At 72.0% G+C, this 15,386-nt stretch carries 14 protein-coding genes; 10 read left to right on the top strand and 4 right to left on the bottom strand.

The genetic code is table 11. The features are described from left to right. Nucleotides 1-52: 52 nt before the first annotated feature. Nucleotides 53-1,579 carry a dicarboxylate/amino acid:cation symporter gene (locus IE95_RS0104245; RefSeq protein ID WP_084689792.1) on the top strand — a complete coding sequence of 509 codons (1,527 nt, stop codon included), beginning with the start codon at nt 53-55 and terminating at the stop codon, nt 1,577-1,579. A 92-nt stretch (nt 1,580-1,671) separates the two neighbouring features. Here the strand turns inward: IE95_RS0104245 and IE95_RS0104240 are convergent, their stop codons facing one another. After that, nucleotides 1,672-2,091: an MmcQ/YjbR family DNA-binding protein gene (locus tag IE95_RS0104240; RefSeq protein WP_030150385.1), complete on the bottom strand. Its 420-nt coding sequence runs from the start codon at nt 2,089-2,091 to the stop codon at nt 1,672-1,674. A gap of 57 nt (nt 2,092-2,148) precedes the next feature. Continuing rightward, complete coding sequence (locus IE95_RS0104235) at nt 2,149-3,075, bottom strand: quinone oxidoreductase family protein (protein ID WP_030150384.1); 927 nt, start codon at nt 3,073-3,075, stop codon at nt 2,149-2,151. A gap of 681 nt (nt 3,076-3,756) precedes the next feature. Here IE95_RS0104235 and IE95_RS0104230 point away from each other — a divergent pair. Next, entirely contained in the window at nt 3,757-4,185 is a 429-nt protein-coding gene (locus tag IE95_RS0104230; RefSeq protein ID WP_084689823.1) for a TraR/DksA family transcriptional regulator, read from the top strand. A 134-nt stretch (nt 4,186-4,319) separates the two neighbouring features. After that, complete coding sequence (gene gad, locus IE95_RS0104225; RefSeq protein ID WP_030150382.1) at nt 4,320-5,720, top strand: glutamate decarboxylase; 1,401 nt, start codon at nt 4,320-4,322, stop codon at nt 5,718-5,720. Nucleotides 5,721-5,829: 109 nt separating this feature from the next. Here the strand turns inward: gad and IE95_RS0104220 are convergent, their stop codons facing one another. Beyond that, complete coding sequence (locus tag IE95_RS0104220) at nt 5,830-7,068, bottom strand: amidohydrolase (protein ID WP_030150381.1); 1,239 nt, start codon at nt 7,066-7,068, stop codon at nt 5,830-5,832. 106 nt (nt 7,069-7,174) lie between these two features. On the opposite strand from IE95_RS0104220, the gene IE95_RS0104215 reads away from it, so the two are divergent. The 6 genes from IE95_RS0104215 (at nt 7,175) to IE95_RS0104190 (ending at nt 12,579) form a co-directional block, all read left to right on the top strand. Continuing rightward, nucleotides 7,175-7,825 (top strand): hypothetical protein, encoded by a 651-nt coding sequence (locus IE95_RS0104215; protein WP_036570997.1) that lies wholly within the window; start codon nt 7,175-7,177, stop codon nt 7,823-7,825. A 98-nt stretch (nt 7,826-7,923) separates the two neighbouring features. Beyond that, nucleotides 7,924-8,679, top strand: a complete 756-nt coding sequence (locus IE95_RS0104210; RefSeq protein ID WP_129429555.1) for a copper resistance CopC family protein — start codon at nt 7,924-7,926, stop codon at nt 8,677-8,679. 147 nt (nt 8,680-8,826) lie between these two features. Then, a complete protein-coding gene (locus IE95_RS0104205) occupies nt 8,827-9,384 on the top strand; it encodes a copper chaperone PCu(A)C (protein WP_030150378.1) in 558 nt (185 codons plus the stop codon). After that, nucleotides 9,377-10,666, top strand: a complete 1,290-nt coding sequence (locus IE95_RS0104200) for a Dyp-type peroxidase (protein WP_084689791.1) — start codon at nt 9,377-9,379, stop codon at nt 10,664-10,666. Before IE95_RS0104205 ends, IE95_RS0104200 begins: the two co-directional genes overlap by 8 nt. Nucleotides 10,667-11,018: 352 nt before the next feature. Beyond that, nucleotides 11,019-11,585, top strand: a complete 567-nt coding sequence (locus IE95_RS0104195) for a type IV toxin-antitoxin system AbiEi family antitoxin domain-containing protein (RefSeq protein WP_030150376.1) — start codon at nt 11,019-11,021, stop codon at nt 11,583-11,585. Next, nucleotides 11,566-12,579: a nucleotidyl transferase AbiEii/AbiGii toxin family protein gene (locus tag IE95_RS0104190; RefSeq protein ID WP_129429554.1), complete on the top strand. Its 1,014-nt coding sequence runs from the start codon at nt 11,566-11,568 to the stop codon at nt 12,577-12,579. Before IE95_RS0104195 ends, IE95_RS0104190 begins: the two co-directional genes overlap by 20 nt. Before the next feature lie 99 nt (nt 12,580-12,678). Here the strand turns inward: IE95_RS0104190 and IE95_RS0104185 are convergent, their stop codons facing one another. Beyond that, nucleotides 12,679-13,743, bottom strand: a complete 1,065-nt coding sequence (locus IE95_RS0104185; protein WP_240666318.1) for a LacI family DNA-binding transcriptional regulator — start codon at nt 13,741-13,743, stop codon at nt 12,679-12,681. A 313-nt stretch (nt 13,744-14,056) separates the two neighbouring features. Between IE95_RS0104185 and IE95_RS0104180 the strand changes: the two genes are divergently transcribed. After that, nucleotides 14,057-15,364 carry an ABC transporter substrate-binding protein gene (locus tag IE95_RS0104180; protein ID WP_030150373.1) on the top strand — a complete coding sequence of 436 codons (1,308 nt, stop codon included), beginning with the start codon at nt 14,057-14,059 and terminating at the stop codon, nt 15,362-15,364. Nucleotides 15,365-15,386 lie beyond the last annotated feature (22 nt).

Below are 15,386 nucleotides of genomic sequence, written 5' to 3'. Positions count from 1 at the left end.
ATCCTCGCGATCCCTGGGCACCCCTCGTGCCCGTGACGAAGAAAGCAGAACCGTGCCCTCCTCCTCCTCTTCGCAGGCCGCGGCCACCGCCGCGCCGGAGAAGTCCGCGACCGGTGCCCCCGCGCCCAAGCGCCGCGTCAAGCTCCCCTCCTTCACCGTCCAGATCCTCGTCGCGCTCGTCCTGGGTGTCGTGCTGGGCTGGGTCGCCCTGTCGATGGGGCCCGCGTCCGGTGCGGGAACGCCCGACGAGGTCCCGAACTGGTTGACGACGACGCTCGACACGATCGGCTCGTCGTTCGTGACGCTGCTCAAGGCGATCGTGCCGCCGCTCGTGTTCACCGCGATCGTCGCGTCGATCGCGAACCTGCGGAACGTCACCAACGCCGCACGCCTCGCGGGGCAGACGATCCTGTGGTTCGCCATCACGGCGCTGATCTCCGTCGTGATCGGCATCGGCCTGGGCCTCGTGCTCCAGCCGGGCGCCAACACGACGCTGTCGACGGCCGACGGCAGCGAGCCCTCGGGCTCCGGCTCGTGGCTCGACTTCCTCAACGGCTTCATCCCGAGCAACTTCCTGGGCATCGGGGCGCGCACGCAGCTGCAGGGTGAGGGAGCCTCGACCTCGATCTCCTTCAACGTCCTGCAGATCGTCGTGATCTCGCTGGTCGTAGGTATCGCGGCGCTCAAGTCGGGCAAGAAGGCGGACCCGTTCCTCGCGTTCAACCGCTCGGCGCTGTCCATCATCCAGACCGTTCTGTGGTGGATCATCCGCCTCGCGCCGCTCGGCACGCTGGGCCTCATCGGCTACGCCGTCGCGGAGTACGGCTGGGACCTGCTGTCCCCGCTCGCGACGTTCGCCGCCGCGATCTACATCGGCCTCGCGCTCGTGCTGTTCGTCGTCTACCCCGTGGTCCTGCGGACCAACGGGCTGAAGGTCACGAGCTACTTCAAGGGCGCGTGGCCCGCGATCCAGCTCGCGTTCGTGTCGCGCTCCTCGATCGGCACGCTGCCCGTGACGCAGCGCGTGACCGAGCGGAACCTCGGGGTCCCCCGCGAGTACGCGTCGTTCGCCGTGCCGCTGGCCGCGACCACCAAGATGGACGGTTGCGCCTCGATCTACCCCGCGATCTCCGCGATCTTCATCGCCCAGCTCTTCGGGATCGACCTGTCCTTCACGGACTACCTGCTCATCGCGTTCGTGTCCGTCGTGGGCTCTGCGGCGACCGCGGGCCTGACCGGCGCGATCGTCATGCTCACGCTGACGCTGTCGACGCTGGGCCTGCCGCTCGCGGGCGTGGGCCTGCTGCTCGCGATCGACCCGATCCTCGACATGGGCCGCACCGCGGTCAACGTCGCGGGCCAGGTGCTCGTGCCGACGGTCGTGGCCAAGCGCGAGGGCATCCTCGACGTCGAGCAGTACGACGGCGTGAACGTCGAGGACCTGTTCACGGACGACGACGACTCGAACGACGACACGAACGAGACCGCGGCCCAGTCCGACGTCGACGCGTCGACCGCGAACGCGTCCGACAAGCCTGCGGCCTCGGCCGCCGACGAGGAGCTGGTCGGGACGCGCTGACGCCACGTCCCACCCTCCCGCTGAGTGCGGAGCAGTTGTCGTCGATGCGATGCATCGACGACAACTGCTCCGCACTCAGCGTTCTTGGCCGACTACCGCCCGGCCGGTGACCCCTCGGCGTCGAGCCGGGCCACGAGCCGAGGGCCCGCGACCTCGCGGTAGGACATGTCGAGGAGCTCCGCGACCTCCTGCCAGTCGACCGGGGCGGCGTCGAGATCGAGGCCGAGCCAGCCCGCCGGGCCGTAGTACGCGGGCACGTAGAACCGTGGGTCCTGCGACAGGGCCGCGTGCTCCGCGGGGTCGACCTTGACGAGGACAGAGCGCGGGTACTGCCGGACCGGCGCGGAAGCAGTCGCCTTCGTCATGCCGCTGAAGACCGCGAAGATGAGCCGCGCGCGGAACGTCACGCGCCCGTGCGACATGCGTTCCTCTGCCCCGGGGAACGCGAGCGCGAGGCGACGCACCTCGACGAGGAGGCCGGCGTCGTCGGGCACTGCGGGGCGGGTCGGCATGACACCCAGCGAACCACGCCCCACCCACGCGCGCCTCGGGCGCCCCCCCAGGGAGGGTCAGACCTCCAGGACGACCTTGCCGCGCACGTGGCCGCCCGCGACCTGCTCGACGGCGCGGGCCGCCTCGGCCAGCGGGAAGCGCGCCGAGATCTCCGACGAGAGCAGCTCGGCCTCGGCGAGCGCGAGCACCTCGGCGAGCGCGCCCTTCTGCGACACCTTGGACGCGATGCCCGCAGCGAGCGACTCCTGCGACTCGACCAGGGTTACGGCGCGCGGCTTCCCGTCCCGCTCCAGGCCGTCGGCGCCCAACAGGTCGACCGTCTGGGTGACGGTCTCCGGGGACCCCACGGTGTCGACGACCGCGGTCACGTCCGCGAGACCGTCCGGGAGCGCGCGGACCTCGTCCACGAGACCCGGGCCGTACGCCACAGCAGTCGCTCCGAGACCTTGCACGTAGTCGTGGTTGCGCGCGGACGCCGTCCCGACGACGCGCGCGCCGAGCGCCTTCGCGATCTGCACCGCGGCCGAGCCCACCCCGCCCGACGCACCGTGGACCAGCACGACGTCCTTGTCCCCGACGCCTGCCTGGACCAGCGCCGAGAACGCCGCGGACGCCGCGACCGGCAGCACCGCAGCCTGCTCGAACGGCACGTTCGCGGGCTTGACCCGAGCCTTGGTCGCCGCGACGACCGACCGCTCGCGCTGCGCGCCCGTGCCGCTCCACACGACCTCGTCACCCACCGCGAAGCCCTCGACACCCTCGCCGACCGCCTCGACCACGCCCGCCGCCTCGAACCCGAGCACCTGCGGGAACTCGTCGCTGCCGCCGAACTCCCCGGCGAGCCTCTTGACGTCCGCCGGGTTGACCCCGACCACGCGGTTCGCGACGACGAGCTCGCCCTCACCGGGGGCCGGCACGGGCTCGTCGCCGACGCGCAGGACGTCGACCCCGCCGTGGCGGTCGTAGAAGATCGCGGTGCTCATGGGTCTACCTCTTCGAGATGCGGGGGCGCTGGGGGGAATCTGTGCGGTTCGCGCGAAACCGGCCTTCACTCTTCCATCCCGGACCGATTCCTGTCATACGCGTTGCCGGACCGTGACCTCGTCCGTGACCTGCGTGTTCAGTGGGTGTCCGGGGCGTCGTCAGGGGCGGGCGCGGCTCGTCCGGAGGGCCCACGGCCAGGGTTCGTGGACGGCGGCCCCGCCTGACCGCGAGCCCCTGCGACGACTTCGAGGGCCGCACAACCGCGCGCCAAACCGTCGATCCGACGGCGGACGTCGCGCCCCAGGAGCCACGAGCCGACACGCTCGGCACCGGGCGCGAGCCGCAGGGGACGGCACACGAAGCCGTCGTGCCGTGGGGCCCCGCCCGCGGCCGGGGCGGGGTGTCCGACGTCACGGCCCGGTGCGGACGAGGAACACGTGCGCGCAGACCCTCCGCAGACGCTCGCGGGGTCCACGAGGACGACCACGGAGGACTCGGCGACGGGCACGCGTCGATCGTCGCACGGGGGACCGACAGGGCGCGCGGCGGACGACCGCCAGGACGACCGTCAGGACGGCGCCGGATCGGCAGCACGGTGGGCAGCCGCCAGGAACGCTGCCGGCACCGCCGGCAGGAACGTCGCGGGAAGCGTGGGCAGCCCTCCCGCGTTGGACCTGACGATGACCGACGCCGACACCGGCACCCCCGGGGAGACGACCGTCGCGCCCGCCGCACCTCGTGAGCGTGAGGCGCGTGACGCCGTCGTGCGGGCGCGGCTGCTCGCCCTGCGCGACGAGACCGAGGTGCGGCGTGAGGCGCTGCGTCGCGACGTGGCCGGGATCGTCGAGGCGTCCAAGGACTCGAACGCCGACGACGAGCACGACCCCGACGGTGCGACGATCGCGTTCGAGCGGGCGCAGGTCGGGGCGCTGCTGCGACTCGCCGAGCAGCAGTCCGCCGAGGCGGAGGCGGCGCTCGCCCGGCTCGACGCCGGGACGTACGAGACGTGCGAGACGTGCGGCGGTCCGGTCGGGCAGGCGCGTCTGGCCGTGCGCCCGACGGCCCGCCGGTGCATCGCCTGCGCGTCAGCGGGCCGTACGGCGAGGTAGTCCCGGGCTCCCCAGGCGCTCGACGGACTGTCGACCTACCGTGGACGCAGCGGGCTGGGGACGGCGGCACGACCGCGTCGGACCACCCGGTGGGCGGGCCGACCGGTCCGCCCCACCCTGTCGGAGGACCCAACATGTCCGGATCCAACCGCGGTGCCGAGTCCGAGGAGCGTGACGTCGTCGCGCTCAACCCGCTCTTCGCCCGACCGGGGGAGGCGACAGAGCTGCCCCGCAACGTCCTCCCGGCGGGGGAGTCCCTCCCGGAGACCGCGTACCAGATCGTCCACGACGAGGCAATGCTCGACGGCAACGCGCGCCTCAACCTCGCGACGTTCGTCGGGACGTGGATGGACCCGTACGCGCAGCGGCTGTACGAGGAGACGGCCGACAAGAACATGATCGACAAGGACGAGTACCCGGCGACGGCCGCGATCGAGACACGCTGCTGGAAGATGCTGGGTGGCCTGTGGAACGCCCCGGACCCGCAGGACACGATCGGGACGTCGACCATCGGTTCGTCCGAGGCCGCGATGCTCGGCGGACTCGCGCTCAAGCGACGCTGGCAGCACGCGCGCCGAGCGGCCGGGAAGCCGGCGGACCGGCCCAACCTGGTCCTGTCGAGCGCGGTGCAGGTGTGCTGGGAGAAGTTCTGCAACTACTGGGACGTCGAGGCGCGCTACGTCCCCATCTCGCTCGAGCACAAGGTGCTCGACGGGCACGATCTCGAGAAGTACGTGGACGAGAACACGATCGGCGTGGTCGCGATCCTCGGGGTCACGTACACCGGGATGTACGAGCCGGTCGCGGAGATCGCCGCGGCGCTCGACCGTATCCAGGCCTCGACAGGGCTGGACGTCCCCATCCACGTGGACGGGGCGTCGGGGGCCATGATCGCCCCGTTCGTCCAGCCCGGCCTCGAGTGGGACTTCCGGGTCCCGCGGGTCGTGTCGATCAACACCTCGGGTCACAAGTACGGGCTCGTCTACCCCGGGCTCGGGTGGGTCGTGTGGCGGGACGTCGCGTCGCTGCCCGAGGACCTGGTGTTCCGGGTCAGCTACCTGGGTGGCGACATGCCCACGTTCGCCCTCAACTTCTCGCGCCCCGGGGCACAGGTGCTGCTCCAGTACTACCTGTTCCTGCGGCTCGGGTTCGACGGCTACCGCAAGGTGCAGCAGGCCTCGCAGGACGTCGCGCTCTACCTCTCGGGCGAGATCGCGAAGATGCCGCAGTTCGACCTGTGGAACGACGGGAGCGACATCCCCGTCTTCGCGTGGAGCCTCGCGCAGGGGCACGGGGAGAACTGGAACCTCTACCACCTGTCCGACAGGTTGCGGCTCAAGGGCTGGCTGGTCCCCGCGTACCCGATGCCCGCGGACCTCGACGCCCTGACGGTCCAGCGCATCGTGGTGCGCAACGGGCTGAGCATGGACCTCGCGCACAGCCTGATCGACGACCTGCGCGCCGAGGTCGCGTACCTCGACGCACTGTCGAGCCCCATGCCGGTGGAGGGACAGCACCCGGGCTTCCACCACTGACGTGCGGGACGAAGCGAGACCCTCGCGAGGCGCGAGGCAGGACCTGCTGCGCGACGTGGTGCTCAGCAGGTCCGACCTTTCGCAGAGGGTTCCGCCTCGTCCGCGCGGGTCAGTCCGTGAAACGCTCCCCGCGCTCCACGACGGTGCCAGCGCCGCGACCACCGGCCGCCGCACGGTCCCACGAGTAGACCTCGGTGCCGGTCACGAACACGTTCTCGGCGCGCGAGGTCACCTCCAGCGGGTCGCCCGACCAGATCACGACGTCGCCGTCGAGCCCGGGGCGCAGCGACCCGATGCGGTCGTCGAGCCCCAGGAAGGCCGCGGGGTTCGTCGTGAGCGCCTGGATCGCGACGTCGCGGTCCAGGCCCTCCTTCACGGCGAGCGACGCCTGGTGCACCAGGAAGTTGACGGGCACCACGGGGTGGTCCGTCGTGATCGCGACGCGCACCCCGGCGCGGGCGAGCGCCCCGAGGTTGGCGATGTCGCGGTTGCGGAGCTCGATCTTGGACCGCGACGTGATCAGGGGGCCGAAGATGACCGGCACGTCGCGCTCGGCCAGGACGTCGGCGACCGCGGCGCCGTCGGTCCCGTGGTTGATGACGAGCTTGTAGCCGAACTCGTCCGCGAGGCGCAGCGCGGTCGCGATGTCGTCGGCGCGGTGCGTGTGCTGGTCCCAGTAGAGCTCGCCCGCGAGCACGCGGCCCAGGGTCTCCTTGGCGAGGTCGCGGTCGAACGGCTCGCCCTTGGCCTCGGCCGCGTCGCGCTTGGCGACGTAGCTCTGCGCGTCGACGAACGCCTTGCGAATCACGTTCGCGACGCCCAGGCGCGTGGACGGGAGCTTCTTCTGGTCGCCGTAGACGCGCTTGGGGTTCTCGCCCAGCGCCGACTTCACGGACACGGCCTCGCGGATGACCTGCTCGTCGACGGTCCGACCGCCCCAGGTCTTGATCGCGACGGTCTGCCCGCCGATCGGGTTGCCCGAGCCGGGCTTGATGACGGCCGACGTCACGCCTCCCACGAGCGCGTCCCGGAAGCCCTCGTCCTCGATGTTGATGGCGTCCAGCGCGCGCAGCGCAGCGCCGTTGGGGTCGGTCATCTCGTTGGTGTCGTTGCCGGCCCAGCCCTCGGCCTCCTCCATGACGCCCATGTGGCCGTGGGACTCGACGAAGCCGGGCAGGACCCAGCGGCCCCCGGCGTCGACCGTGCGGACCCCGTCCGGGACGACGACGTCCTGGCCGACGGCCGTGATGACGCCGTCCTCGACGAGGACGGTCGCGTTCTCCAGGGGTGCGGACGCGACGGGGACGACGTAGCCGTTCGTGATGGCGATGCTGTTGCGTGTGGTCATGCGTCCATCCTCTCAGCGGGGTGCCGGGCGGGAGGGGCGTCGGGAGGCCGGGCACCCTGCGCACCCCGGATCCGACGCCGCGTCATGTCCCGCTAGGGTGGTCCCCGTGCTCACCCAGGTCGCCGGTCCGTTGCGCGTCGCGCGCGCCGGTCTCGTCGCGACCCTGGTGCTGGCCCTCGCGGCGCTCGCGCACCGCGTCGGCGGCGGCACGCTCCCGCACCCGCTGATCCTGCTCGCCCTGGCCTCCTTCACGATGGCAGGCGCGACGTTCGTGGCCCGCTTCCGCCTCACGTTCGGCCGGCTGGTCGCGGTCCTCGGCACGGGCCAGGTCGCGCTGCACCACGGCCTGGGCTTCTCCGCACCCGCGTCGTGCGGGCCGGGCGGCGGCAACCCGGCGGGTCACGCGGGTCACGCGGTGGCGGGCACGCTCGCGGCCTGCACGGCGAGCACCCCCGTGCCCGACGGCGTCGCGCACCTCCCGCACGTGACCCCCGCGGGAGCGTGGATGGTCCTGGCGCACGTGGCCGCGACACTGGTCGTGGCCCTGGTCGTCGCGCACGGCGAGCGCGCGCTCGGTCTGCTGCTGACGTGGCTCGCGCCCCGACCGGCGCTCGCGGACCTCCTGCCCGCGCTGCCGGTCGCGCACCGGCCCTTCGCTCCGGTCGCCGCGTCGCCCCGCACGGCGACGGTCCACCTACGGACCCCGACGACCCGCGGACCACCGCTGCTCGCCCGGCCCGTCGCCCTTCCTTCCTGACCCTGTCCGCGCTCGCGCGCTGACCATCGACGAGGCCGGCTGTCCCCCCGGGTACCCCCTGCGCGTGCTCGTGCCGCGCCTCATCGAGAGCGTCTTCCATGCCTTTCCAGACAGACCAGCCTTTCCCGACAGACCAGCCTTTCCAGACCGGCCAGCCCCACCACTCCCACCCGTCCGCGCTGTCCACCGTGGCCGACCGTCGCGGGCGAGCCGTCGCCCTCGCGCGCCCCGCTGCCCTCACCGGCCCGGCCCGGCTCCTGGTCGCGGTGCTCGCGGCCCTCGCGACGCTGGCAGCGACCGTGCTGCTCGGCGTCGGCGGGGCCGCCCCGGCGCAGGCGCACGACCGCATCATCAGCTCCGACCCGGTGGACGGCGCGCAGCTCGACGCCGCGCCCGCCGCGTTGACCATGACGTTCAACACCGAGCCGCTCGCGGTCGAGCCGCAGGTCGTGGTGACAGACACGGCCGGCACCGTCGTCGCGCAGGGCAGCCCCACGATCGAGGGCACGTCCGTGACGTTCCCCTGGCCTGCCGAGCTGACCGGCGACACGTACACGGTCGCGTGGCGCGTCGTCTCCTCGGACGGTCACCCCATCGAGGGCACGTTCGCGTTCGCGGTCGCGGCAGCCCCTGAGCCTGCCCCGACCACGGCGACCGACGAGCCTGCCGTCGTGACGCCGTCGGCCACCGAGGACACGACCGAGGCGACCACGTCGGCAGGGCCCGAGGAGACCGACGCGCCCGACGACGAGGCTCGTTCGATCATGCCGTTGCTCGTCGGGATCGGGGTGCTCGCGGCCGCGGCCGTGGTCGTCGCCCTGCTGATCGTCCGTCGCCGCCGCCAGCAGGACTGACCCCTCCCCACCCCTTCCCGGCGACGTCGTCGCCCGGGCGTTCCCGCGACCCCGCGGCGCCCCTGGCCCTGCCCTGGGCCAAGGGCTCCCGCGGCGCGGACCGCCCCCGCGCGCCCCGACGCCGGGTCACGAACCGAAGGACCCATGATGTCTGCACGCACCACCACCCGTCGCTCGACCCTGCTCGGCGCGACCGTCACGCTCGCCCTCCTCGTGGCCACGGGCTGCTCCGGCACCCCTGCCGGCTCCGGCTCGTCGAGCGCGCCGTCCGGCACCTCGTCGAGCACCGCGGCCGACCACCTGACCGCGACGGACCCCTGGATCAAGGCGGCCGAGTCCGGCATGACGGCGGCCTTCGCCGTCCTGCGCAACGACGGCGACCAGGACGTCACGGTCGTCGGCGCCGCGTCCGACCTGTCTCCCGTCGAGCTCCACGAGATGGCGACCGACGACTCGGGCGCCATGGTCATGCGCCAGAAGGAGGGTGGTCTGACCATCCCCGCGGGCGGCGAGCACGCGCTCGAGCCCGGCGGCGACCACCTCATGCTCATGGAGCTGTCCGCGCCGGTCCAGGCCGGGGCCGAGTACGACGTCACGCTCGAGCTGAGCGACGGTTCGACGCTCGTCGTCACGGCCCCGGCCCGCACGTTCGCGGGGGCCAAGGAGGACTACGACGAGGGCCACGACATGAGCCACGATGGCTGACGTCGACCCCTGGCCCGAGGCGGGCCCGGACACCCGGACCGTCCCGACCACCCGCGCCAGGGTCTCGCGCCGCGCGTTCCTGGTCGGCGGGGCCGCCGCCGGGGCGGTCGCCGTCGCCGGTGCGGGAGGTGCGTGGGCCGGGAGGGCGACGGCCCCCGCGCGGGGAGCGGCGCCGTCGGGCACGGAGGAGGTCTCGCGGCACGGCGACCTGCGCGTGCCCTTCCACGGCCTGCGGCAGGCGGGCGTCGAGACGCCTCCCCAGGCGTACCTGACGCTCGTCGCGCTGAACCTCGCCCCGGGCACCGACCGGGACGCGCTGGTGCGGCTCATGCGGATCTGGACCGACGACGTCGCGCGCCTCACGCAGGGGCGTCCCGGTCTGACCGACACCGAGCCCGAGCTCGCCGAGGTGCCCGCACGCCTCACGGTCACGGTCGGCTACGGGCCCGCGGTCTTCACCGCCGCAGGGCTGGACGACCGGCGACCGTCCTGGCTCCGGCCTCTGCCCGCGTTCGGCGTGGACCGGCTCGAGGATCGCTGGAACGACGGTGACCTGGTGCTCCAGGTCTGCGCCGACGACGAGGTGACGGTCTCGCACGCGGTCCGGATGCTGCTCCGCGAGGCGCGCGACCTCGCGTCGTTGCGGTGGCTGCAGAAGGGTTTCCGGCGGTCGGTCGGGAGCGAGGCCCCGGGGCGGACCATGCGCAACCTCATGGGGCAGATCGACGGGACGCGGAACGTGGACCCCGTCGCGGACGCCCCGCTCGTGTGGTCGGACGGCGCGGACGGGTGGCTCGCGGGCGGCACGTCGATGGTCGTGCGGCGCATCCGCATGGAGCTCGACACGTGGGACGAGGTCGACCGCTCCACGCGCGAGGCGGTCATGGGACGCCGCCTCGCGGACGGCGCACCGCTCACGGGCGCCACGGAGCACGACGAGCCGGACCTCGACGCGGTCGGGCCGCGCGGGCTGACCGTGATCGGGCCGGCCGCGCACGTCCGACGGGCCCGGACGGACGACCCTGCCGAGCGCTTCCTGCGCCGCGCGTACAGCTACGACGACGCGCCCGACGTCGTGGCCGACCCGGGTGCGCTCAGCAGCTCGGGCCTGGTGTTCGTGACGTTCCAGGCGGACGTGGACCGGCAGTTCGTGCCGGTCCAGCGACGGCTCGACGAGGTGGACCTGCTCAACGAGTGGACGACGCCGATCGGGTCGGCGGTGTTCGCGGTGCCTCCGGGCTGTGCCGAGGGCGAGTTCCTGGGGCAGGCGCTGCTGGGCTGAGCGCGGCCGACCGGGGACGGCCCGTACGGGGTGCTGCGGCGCTCGGGGCGGGCCGTCCTGCTGCGCTCGGTGACACCCGATGTCAGAATGTGACAGGGGTCACGTCGGCCGCCTGTATCAAACGAGCGCCACCCTCCTCTGCTCAGGTGAACGCTCGGTCGTCGATGGGGGTCGTGACGAGTGTGAGGGTCGGAGGCGGCCCGTGGTGTGAGCCCTGCAGGGGGGCGCTCACGCGACGGGCCGCCTCCGGCGCGTCCGGGGTCGGTCCGCGGCGCTCTTTCTCTGATCCCTGACCAAGACCTCTCGGCGCCAGGCTGTGTCAAAAGGGTGCCACTAGCGGTACCCTTTTGACATGCCATCCACCCGCGATCGCCTGCTCGAAGAGGCCTTCGACCGTCACGGGTTCATCCGCCGGGCCGACGCGCTGCGCGAAGGGCACAGTCCGCACGCACTCAAGCAGCTCGTCGCGCGCGGCTACCTGGAGAAGGTCGCTCACGGCGTCTATCGCGTGAATGTCGTCCCCGTGAGTGAGTACGACGATCTGCACCTGGCAGTGCTGTGGACCGGTGTCGACGAGGCCGCTCTGTCCCACGAGACCGCCCTGGCTCTCTACGGGCTCGGCGACGTCAACCCTGACCGGATCCACGTCACGGTTCCCCGGCGCCACCGCATCCGACGTGCTGGCGCCGACGGGATCGAGGTCCACCACCAAGACCTCGATCCCCGCCATATCGGGTGGTTCGAACAGATCCCGACAGTGAAACCCGCGACTGCGGTCGTCCAGTGCATCGAGACCGGCACCCCGACCTATCTTCTCCGCCAGGCCCTCACTACGGCTCGTGAGACCGGGCGCATCACCGCGAGCGAGAGCGCCGACCTGCAGAGGAAGCTGACGAACCGTGACACACCCGAACGCTGATGTGCCCCTTGGTCTGGCCGACCTGCCCGAAAAGACCAAGGAGCCGGCGTCGGTCGCCATGCTCAACTCTTGGCTCCAGCAGGCCGAGAGACGCTTGGGCAGCCGGGGCGGACGCTTGGCATGGCTCGTTGCGTCTACGGTTGTCATCGCTGCACTGCAGCGAGCCCTCGACACCACCGGTCAGCCGCACTTCCTGCTTAAGGGTGGGACCCTGCTGCAACACCGGCTCCCCAGTGCGCCCACGCGTGCGACCAAGGACGTGGACGGGCTCATCCGCGGTGACATCGACGACTTCCTCGCCAAGCTCGATGACGAGCTCACCGAACCCTGGGGCCCGCTGACGCTACGGCGAGACGCCGTCGAGGTCATCCAGATCCCTACTCGCGTCATCAAGCCGCGCCGCTTCGACGTCGTCGTCGAGCTCAGAGGCAAGACGTGGCGAAGGGTCCAGGTCGAGATCGCGCCAGATGAAGGTGGCGCTGGAGCCGCGCCTGAACCGTTCGCACCGCCTACGCTGGCAGGCCTCGGGCTGCCGGGCCCCGCTGTGATGGTGGGCATCGCGATGCGCTATCAGGTCGCGCAGAAGATTCACGCCTGCACCGATCCCCACGACCCGCCGAATGCGACCAACGACCGGGCGCGCGACCTCGTCGACCTGCTGCTGCTTCGCGACCTCGCCGATATCGGTGAGAACCTGGCTGGCGTTCGTGCAGCCGTCATGGACGTCTTCGACGCACGTGCGCGCGACGCCCAGGCTCTTGGTCGAGCTGAGCGTACGTGGCCATGCGTCGTGGTCGCCCACCCGCACTGGCCGACCGACTTCGAACGCGCTGCGGCCGATGCGCGGATCGACATCGGGCTCGACGAGGCGGTCGCAGAGCTCAACGCGTGGCTGGCGCAGATCGACGCTGCCGTGCTGCCGACCGGGGGTGCGGACGATGGCGACGACATTGCACATGACAAAGAAGGTGAAGACGACGGCGAGACAGGGTAGGGGAGAGCATGCGTGCCGCGACCAGTAGCAACCTCCACCTCACGCGGTGAGGCTGAGGTGTGCGCTCGGTCGGCCGGGGGCTTGCCGCCGCGTGGACGCTCAGCGCGGCGGCGCCGTGCTGAGGCGCACCGCGAGCTCGGGCAGCACGACCTCGGGCTCGTGCACGGTCGTCGGGTCCGCGATGAGCGCGATCACGTGCTCGACCGCGAGGCGGCCGGTCAGGTGGAACGGCTGGCGGACCGTGGTGAGCGGCGGTGAGCAGTACTCGGCGAGGGCGATGTCGTCCATGCCCACGACCGACACGTCCTCGGGGACGCGTCGCCCCCTCTCGGTGAGTCCCCGGATCAGCCCGAACGCCATCTCGTCGCTCGCGACGAACACCGCGGTGACCTCGGGCAGGCGGCCCAGGACCAGGCCGTTGCGGTAGCCGGACTCGGGGCTCCAGTCGCCGTACAGCACGGGGGGCTCGGTGCGTCCGGCGTCGTGCAGCGCGGCCTGCCACCCGGCCGTGCGGCCGTTGGCGTCGTTCCACGAGGCGGGGCCGGCGAGGTGCCACACGGTCTCGTGGCCCAGCGCCAGGAGGTGCTCGGTCGCGACGCGTCCCGCGGCGACCTGGTCGACCGCGACGACCTCGGTCGCCGAGGACTGCATGCCGTCCACGACGACGGTCGGGGTGCCGTGGATGAGGTCGCCGAGCGACTCGTCGTCGCGCACGGGGACGGCGATGACGAGCCCGTCGACGCCCTGGTCGAGGAGGCGGTCGACGGCCTGCGCGATCGAGGCGGGGGAGAGCGAGGCAGTGCTCGCGGTGCTCACGAAGTAGCCGCCGTCACGGGCCGCGCGCTGCATGCCGAGCATCATGGCGCTGCCCGAGTAGAAGTCGGTCTCGTGCGTGATGACGCCGATGGTCTTGCTGCGTCCCGTCACGAGCGCGCGCGCGAGGCTGTTGCGGCGGTACCCGGTCTGCTCGACGGCGGCGCGCACCCGGCTGCGGGTGGTCTCGTTGACGTTGGGGTGCCCCGACAGGACGCGGGAGACGGTCTGGGCGGAGACGCCGGCGACGCGGGCGACGTCGGCCATCGCGGGGCCGCGGCCCCGGGCGGGAACGGCCGTGGTCTTCCCCTGTGCCGGCTCCGTCCGTGCGGGCGGTGACGGTCGTTCCACGTGCTCTCCTTCGGGCGGTGAGGGGCCGGCATGGAGCGTCGGGCACCTCGGTGTGCGGGCCGCGGGTGTGCCCCGCAGCGTAGTGGACGCCAACAACGCGAGCCTGTCGGGCTCACATCGTCGTCACCCTTCTGTTACCAGTGTTGACCATAACAGCCAGAACATGCAGCCGAAAGTGACGGGTTTGCGCAACTCGTGGCGCGCCGTGGTGAGCGGGTTGTGATCCATATCAACGTGTGCCAGAGTGTGCTCCACGCAGACCGCGGCGCCGTCGCCGCTCCATCCTCAGCACAGTGTGGTCAGAAGGAGAGTCATGAAGTCATCGATCGTCAAGGCAGTCGGGGTCGCGTCGATCCTCACCCTCGCTGCGGGCGGCCTGACCGCCTGCTCGTCGGACACGACGTCCGGTGGCTCGGCAGGCGGCGACGGCGAGGTCAAGGAGATCGAGGTCTGGACCTGGGCCGCGGGCTACGACGAGTCGGCAAAGATCTTCAACGACACGCACGACGACATCAAGATCAAGTACACGCAGATCGAGCCCGGCAACAAGGGCGGCTACGACAAGATCCGCAACTCGATCACCGCGGGCAACGCCCCGTGCATCGCCCAGGTCGGCTTCGAGACGCTCCCCAGCTTCGTCGCCGAGGGCAACGTCGTGGACGTCACCGAGTTCGCCGACAAGGACAAGGACCTCTACGCCCCCGCGGGCTGGGCAGGCGTCAACGTGGGCGGCAAGACCTACGGCGCCCCGCAGGACCAGGGCCCCATGGTGCTCTTCTACAACAAGACCGTGTTCGAGGCGAACGGCATCGCCGTCCCCACCACGTGGGCCGAGTACCAGGCCGCGGGCGAGACGCTCAAGGCCGCCGGCATCAAGCTGACCGGCACGTACGAGGACTACGACTACTCGGGCTTCGCCTGGCAGGCCGGCGCCCCCTGGTACGAGATCAAGGACGGCGCCTGGTCCATCACGCCCGACTCCCCGGCCAACCTCGAGGTCGCGAGCTACTGGCAGGGCCTCATCGACGCCGACGTGGTCGGCGCGGGCATCTGGAGCGACGACTGGGCCGCAGGCCTCGGCGACGGTTCGATCGCCACGATCGTGGGCGCCGCCTGGTTCGCGGGCATCCTCAAGGACTCCGCCGCGGCCTCGTCCGGCGACTGGGCCGTGGCCGAGCTCCCGCAGTGGGAGGCGGGCGACGCCAAGACCGGCAACGTCGGCGGCAGCCTCTCCGCGGTCCTCAAGGGCTGCGACGACCCGGAGGCGGCCTGGACCGTCGCCAACTGGATCAGCACCGACCCCGCGTCGGTCGACGAGCTCGTCAAGGGCGGCGGCGTGTACCCGGCCTCGGTCGCGGGCCTCGAGTCCGAGCTCCTCGCCACGGGCGACGAGTACTTCGGCGGCCAGGTCATCGGCGACGTGTTCAAGACCGCGTCCGGCCAGGTCAACGAGGACTGGGCCTGGGGCCCCGGCGTCTCGACCCTCGTGGGCACGCTCGCCACGGGCATGAAGCAGGCCTACGCCAAGGAGAGCGGCGCGACCGTCGCGACCGCGCTCACGGGCGCCCGCGAGGCCACGGTCTCCGAGCTCAAGCAGCAGGGCATCGCCGTCAACGAGTGACCTGACAGCACCACCCGCGCGG

The organism is Oerskovia turbata, assembly GCF_000718325.1.
Classification (GTDB): domain Bacteria; phylum Actinomycetota; class Actinomycetes; order Actinomycetales; family Cellulomonadaceae; genus Oerskovia; species Oerskovia turbata.
The sequence above is the reverse complement of the archived record's forward strand: the minus strand, read 5'-3'. Positions and strand labels throughout refer to the sequence as shown.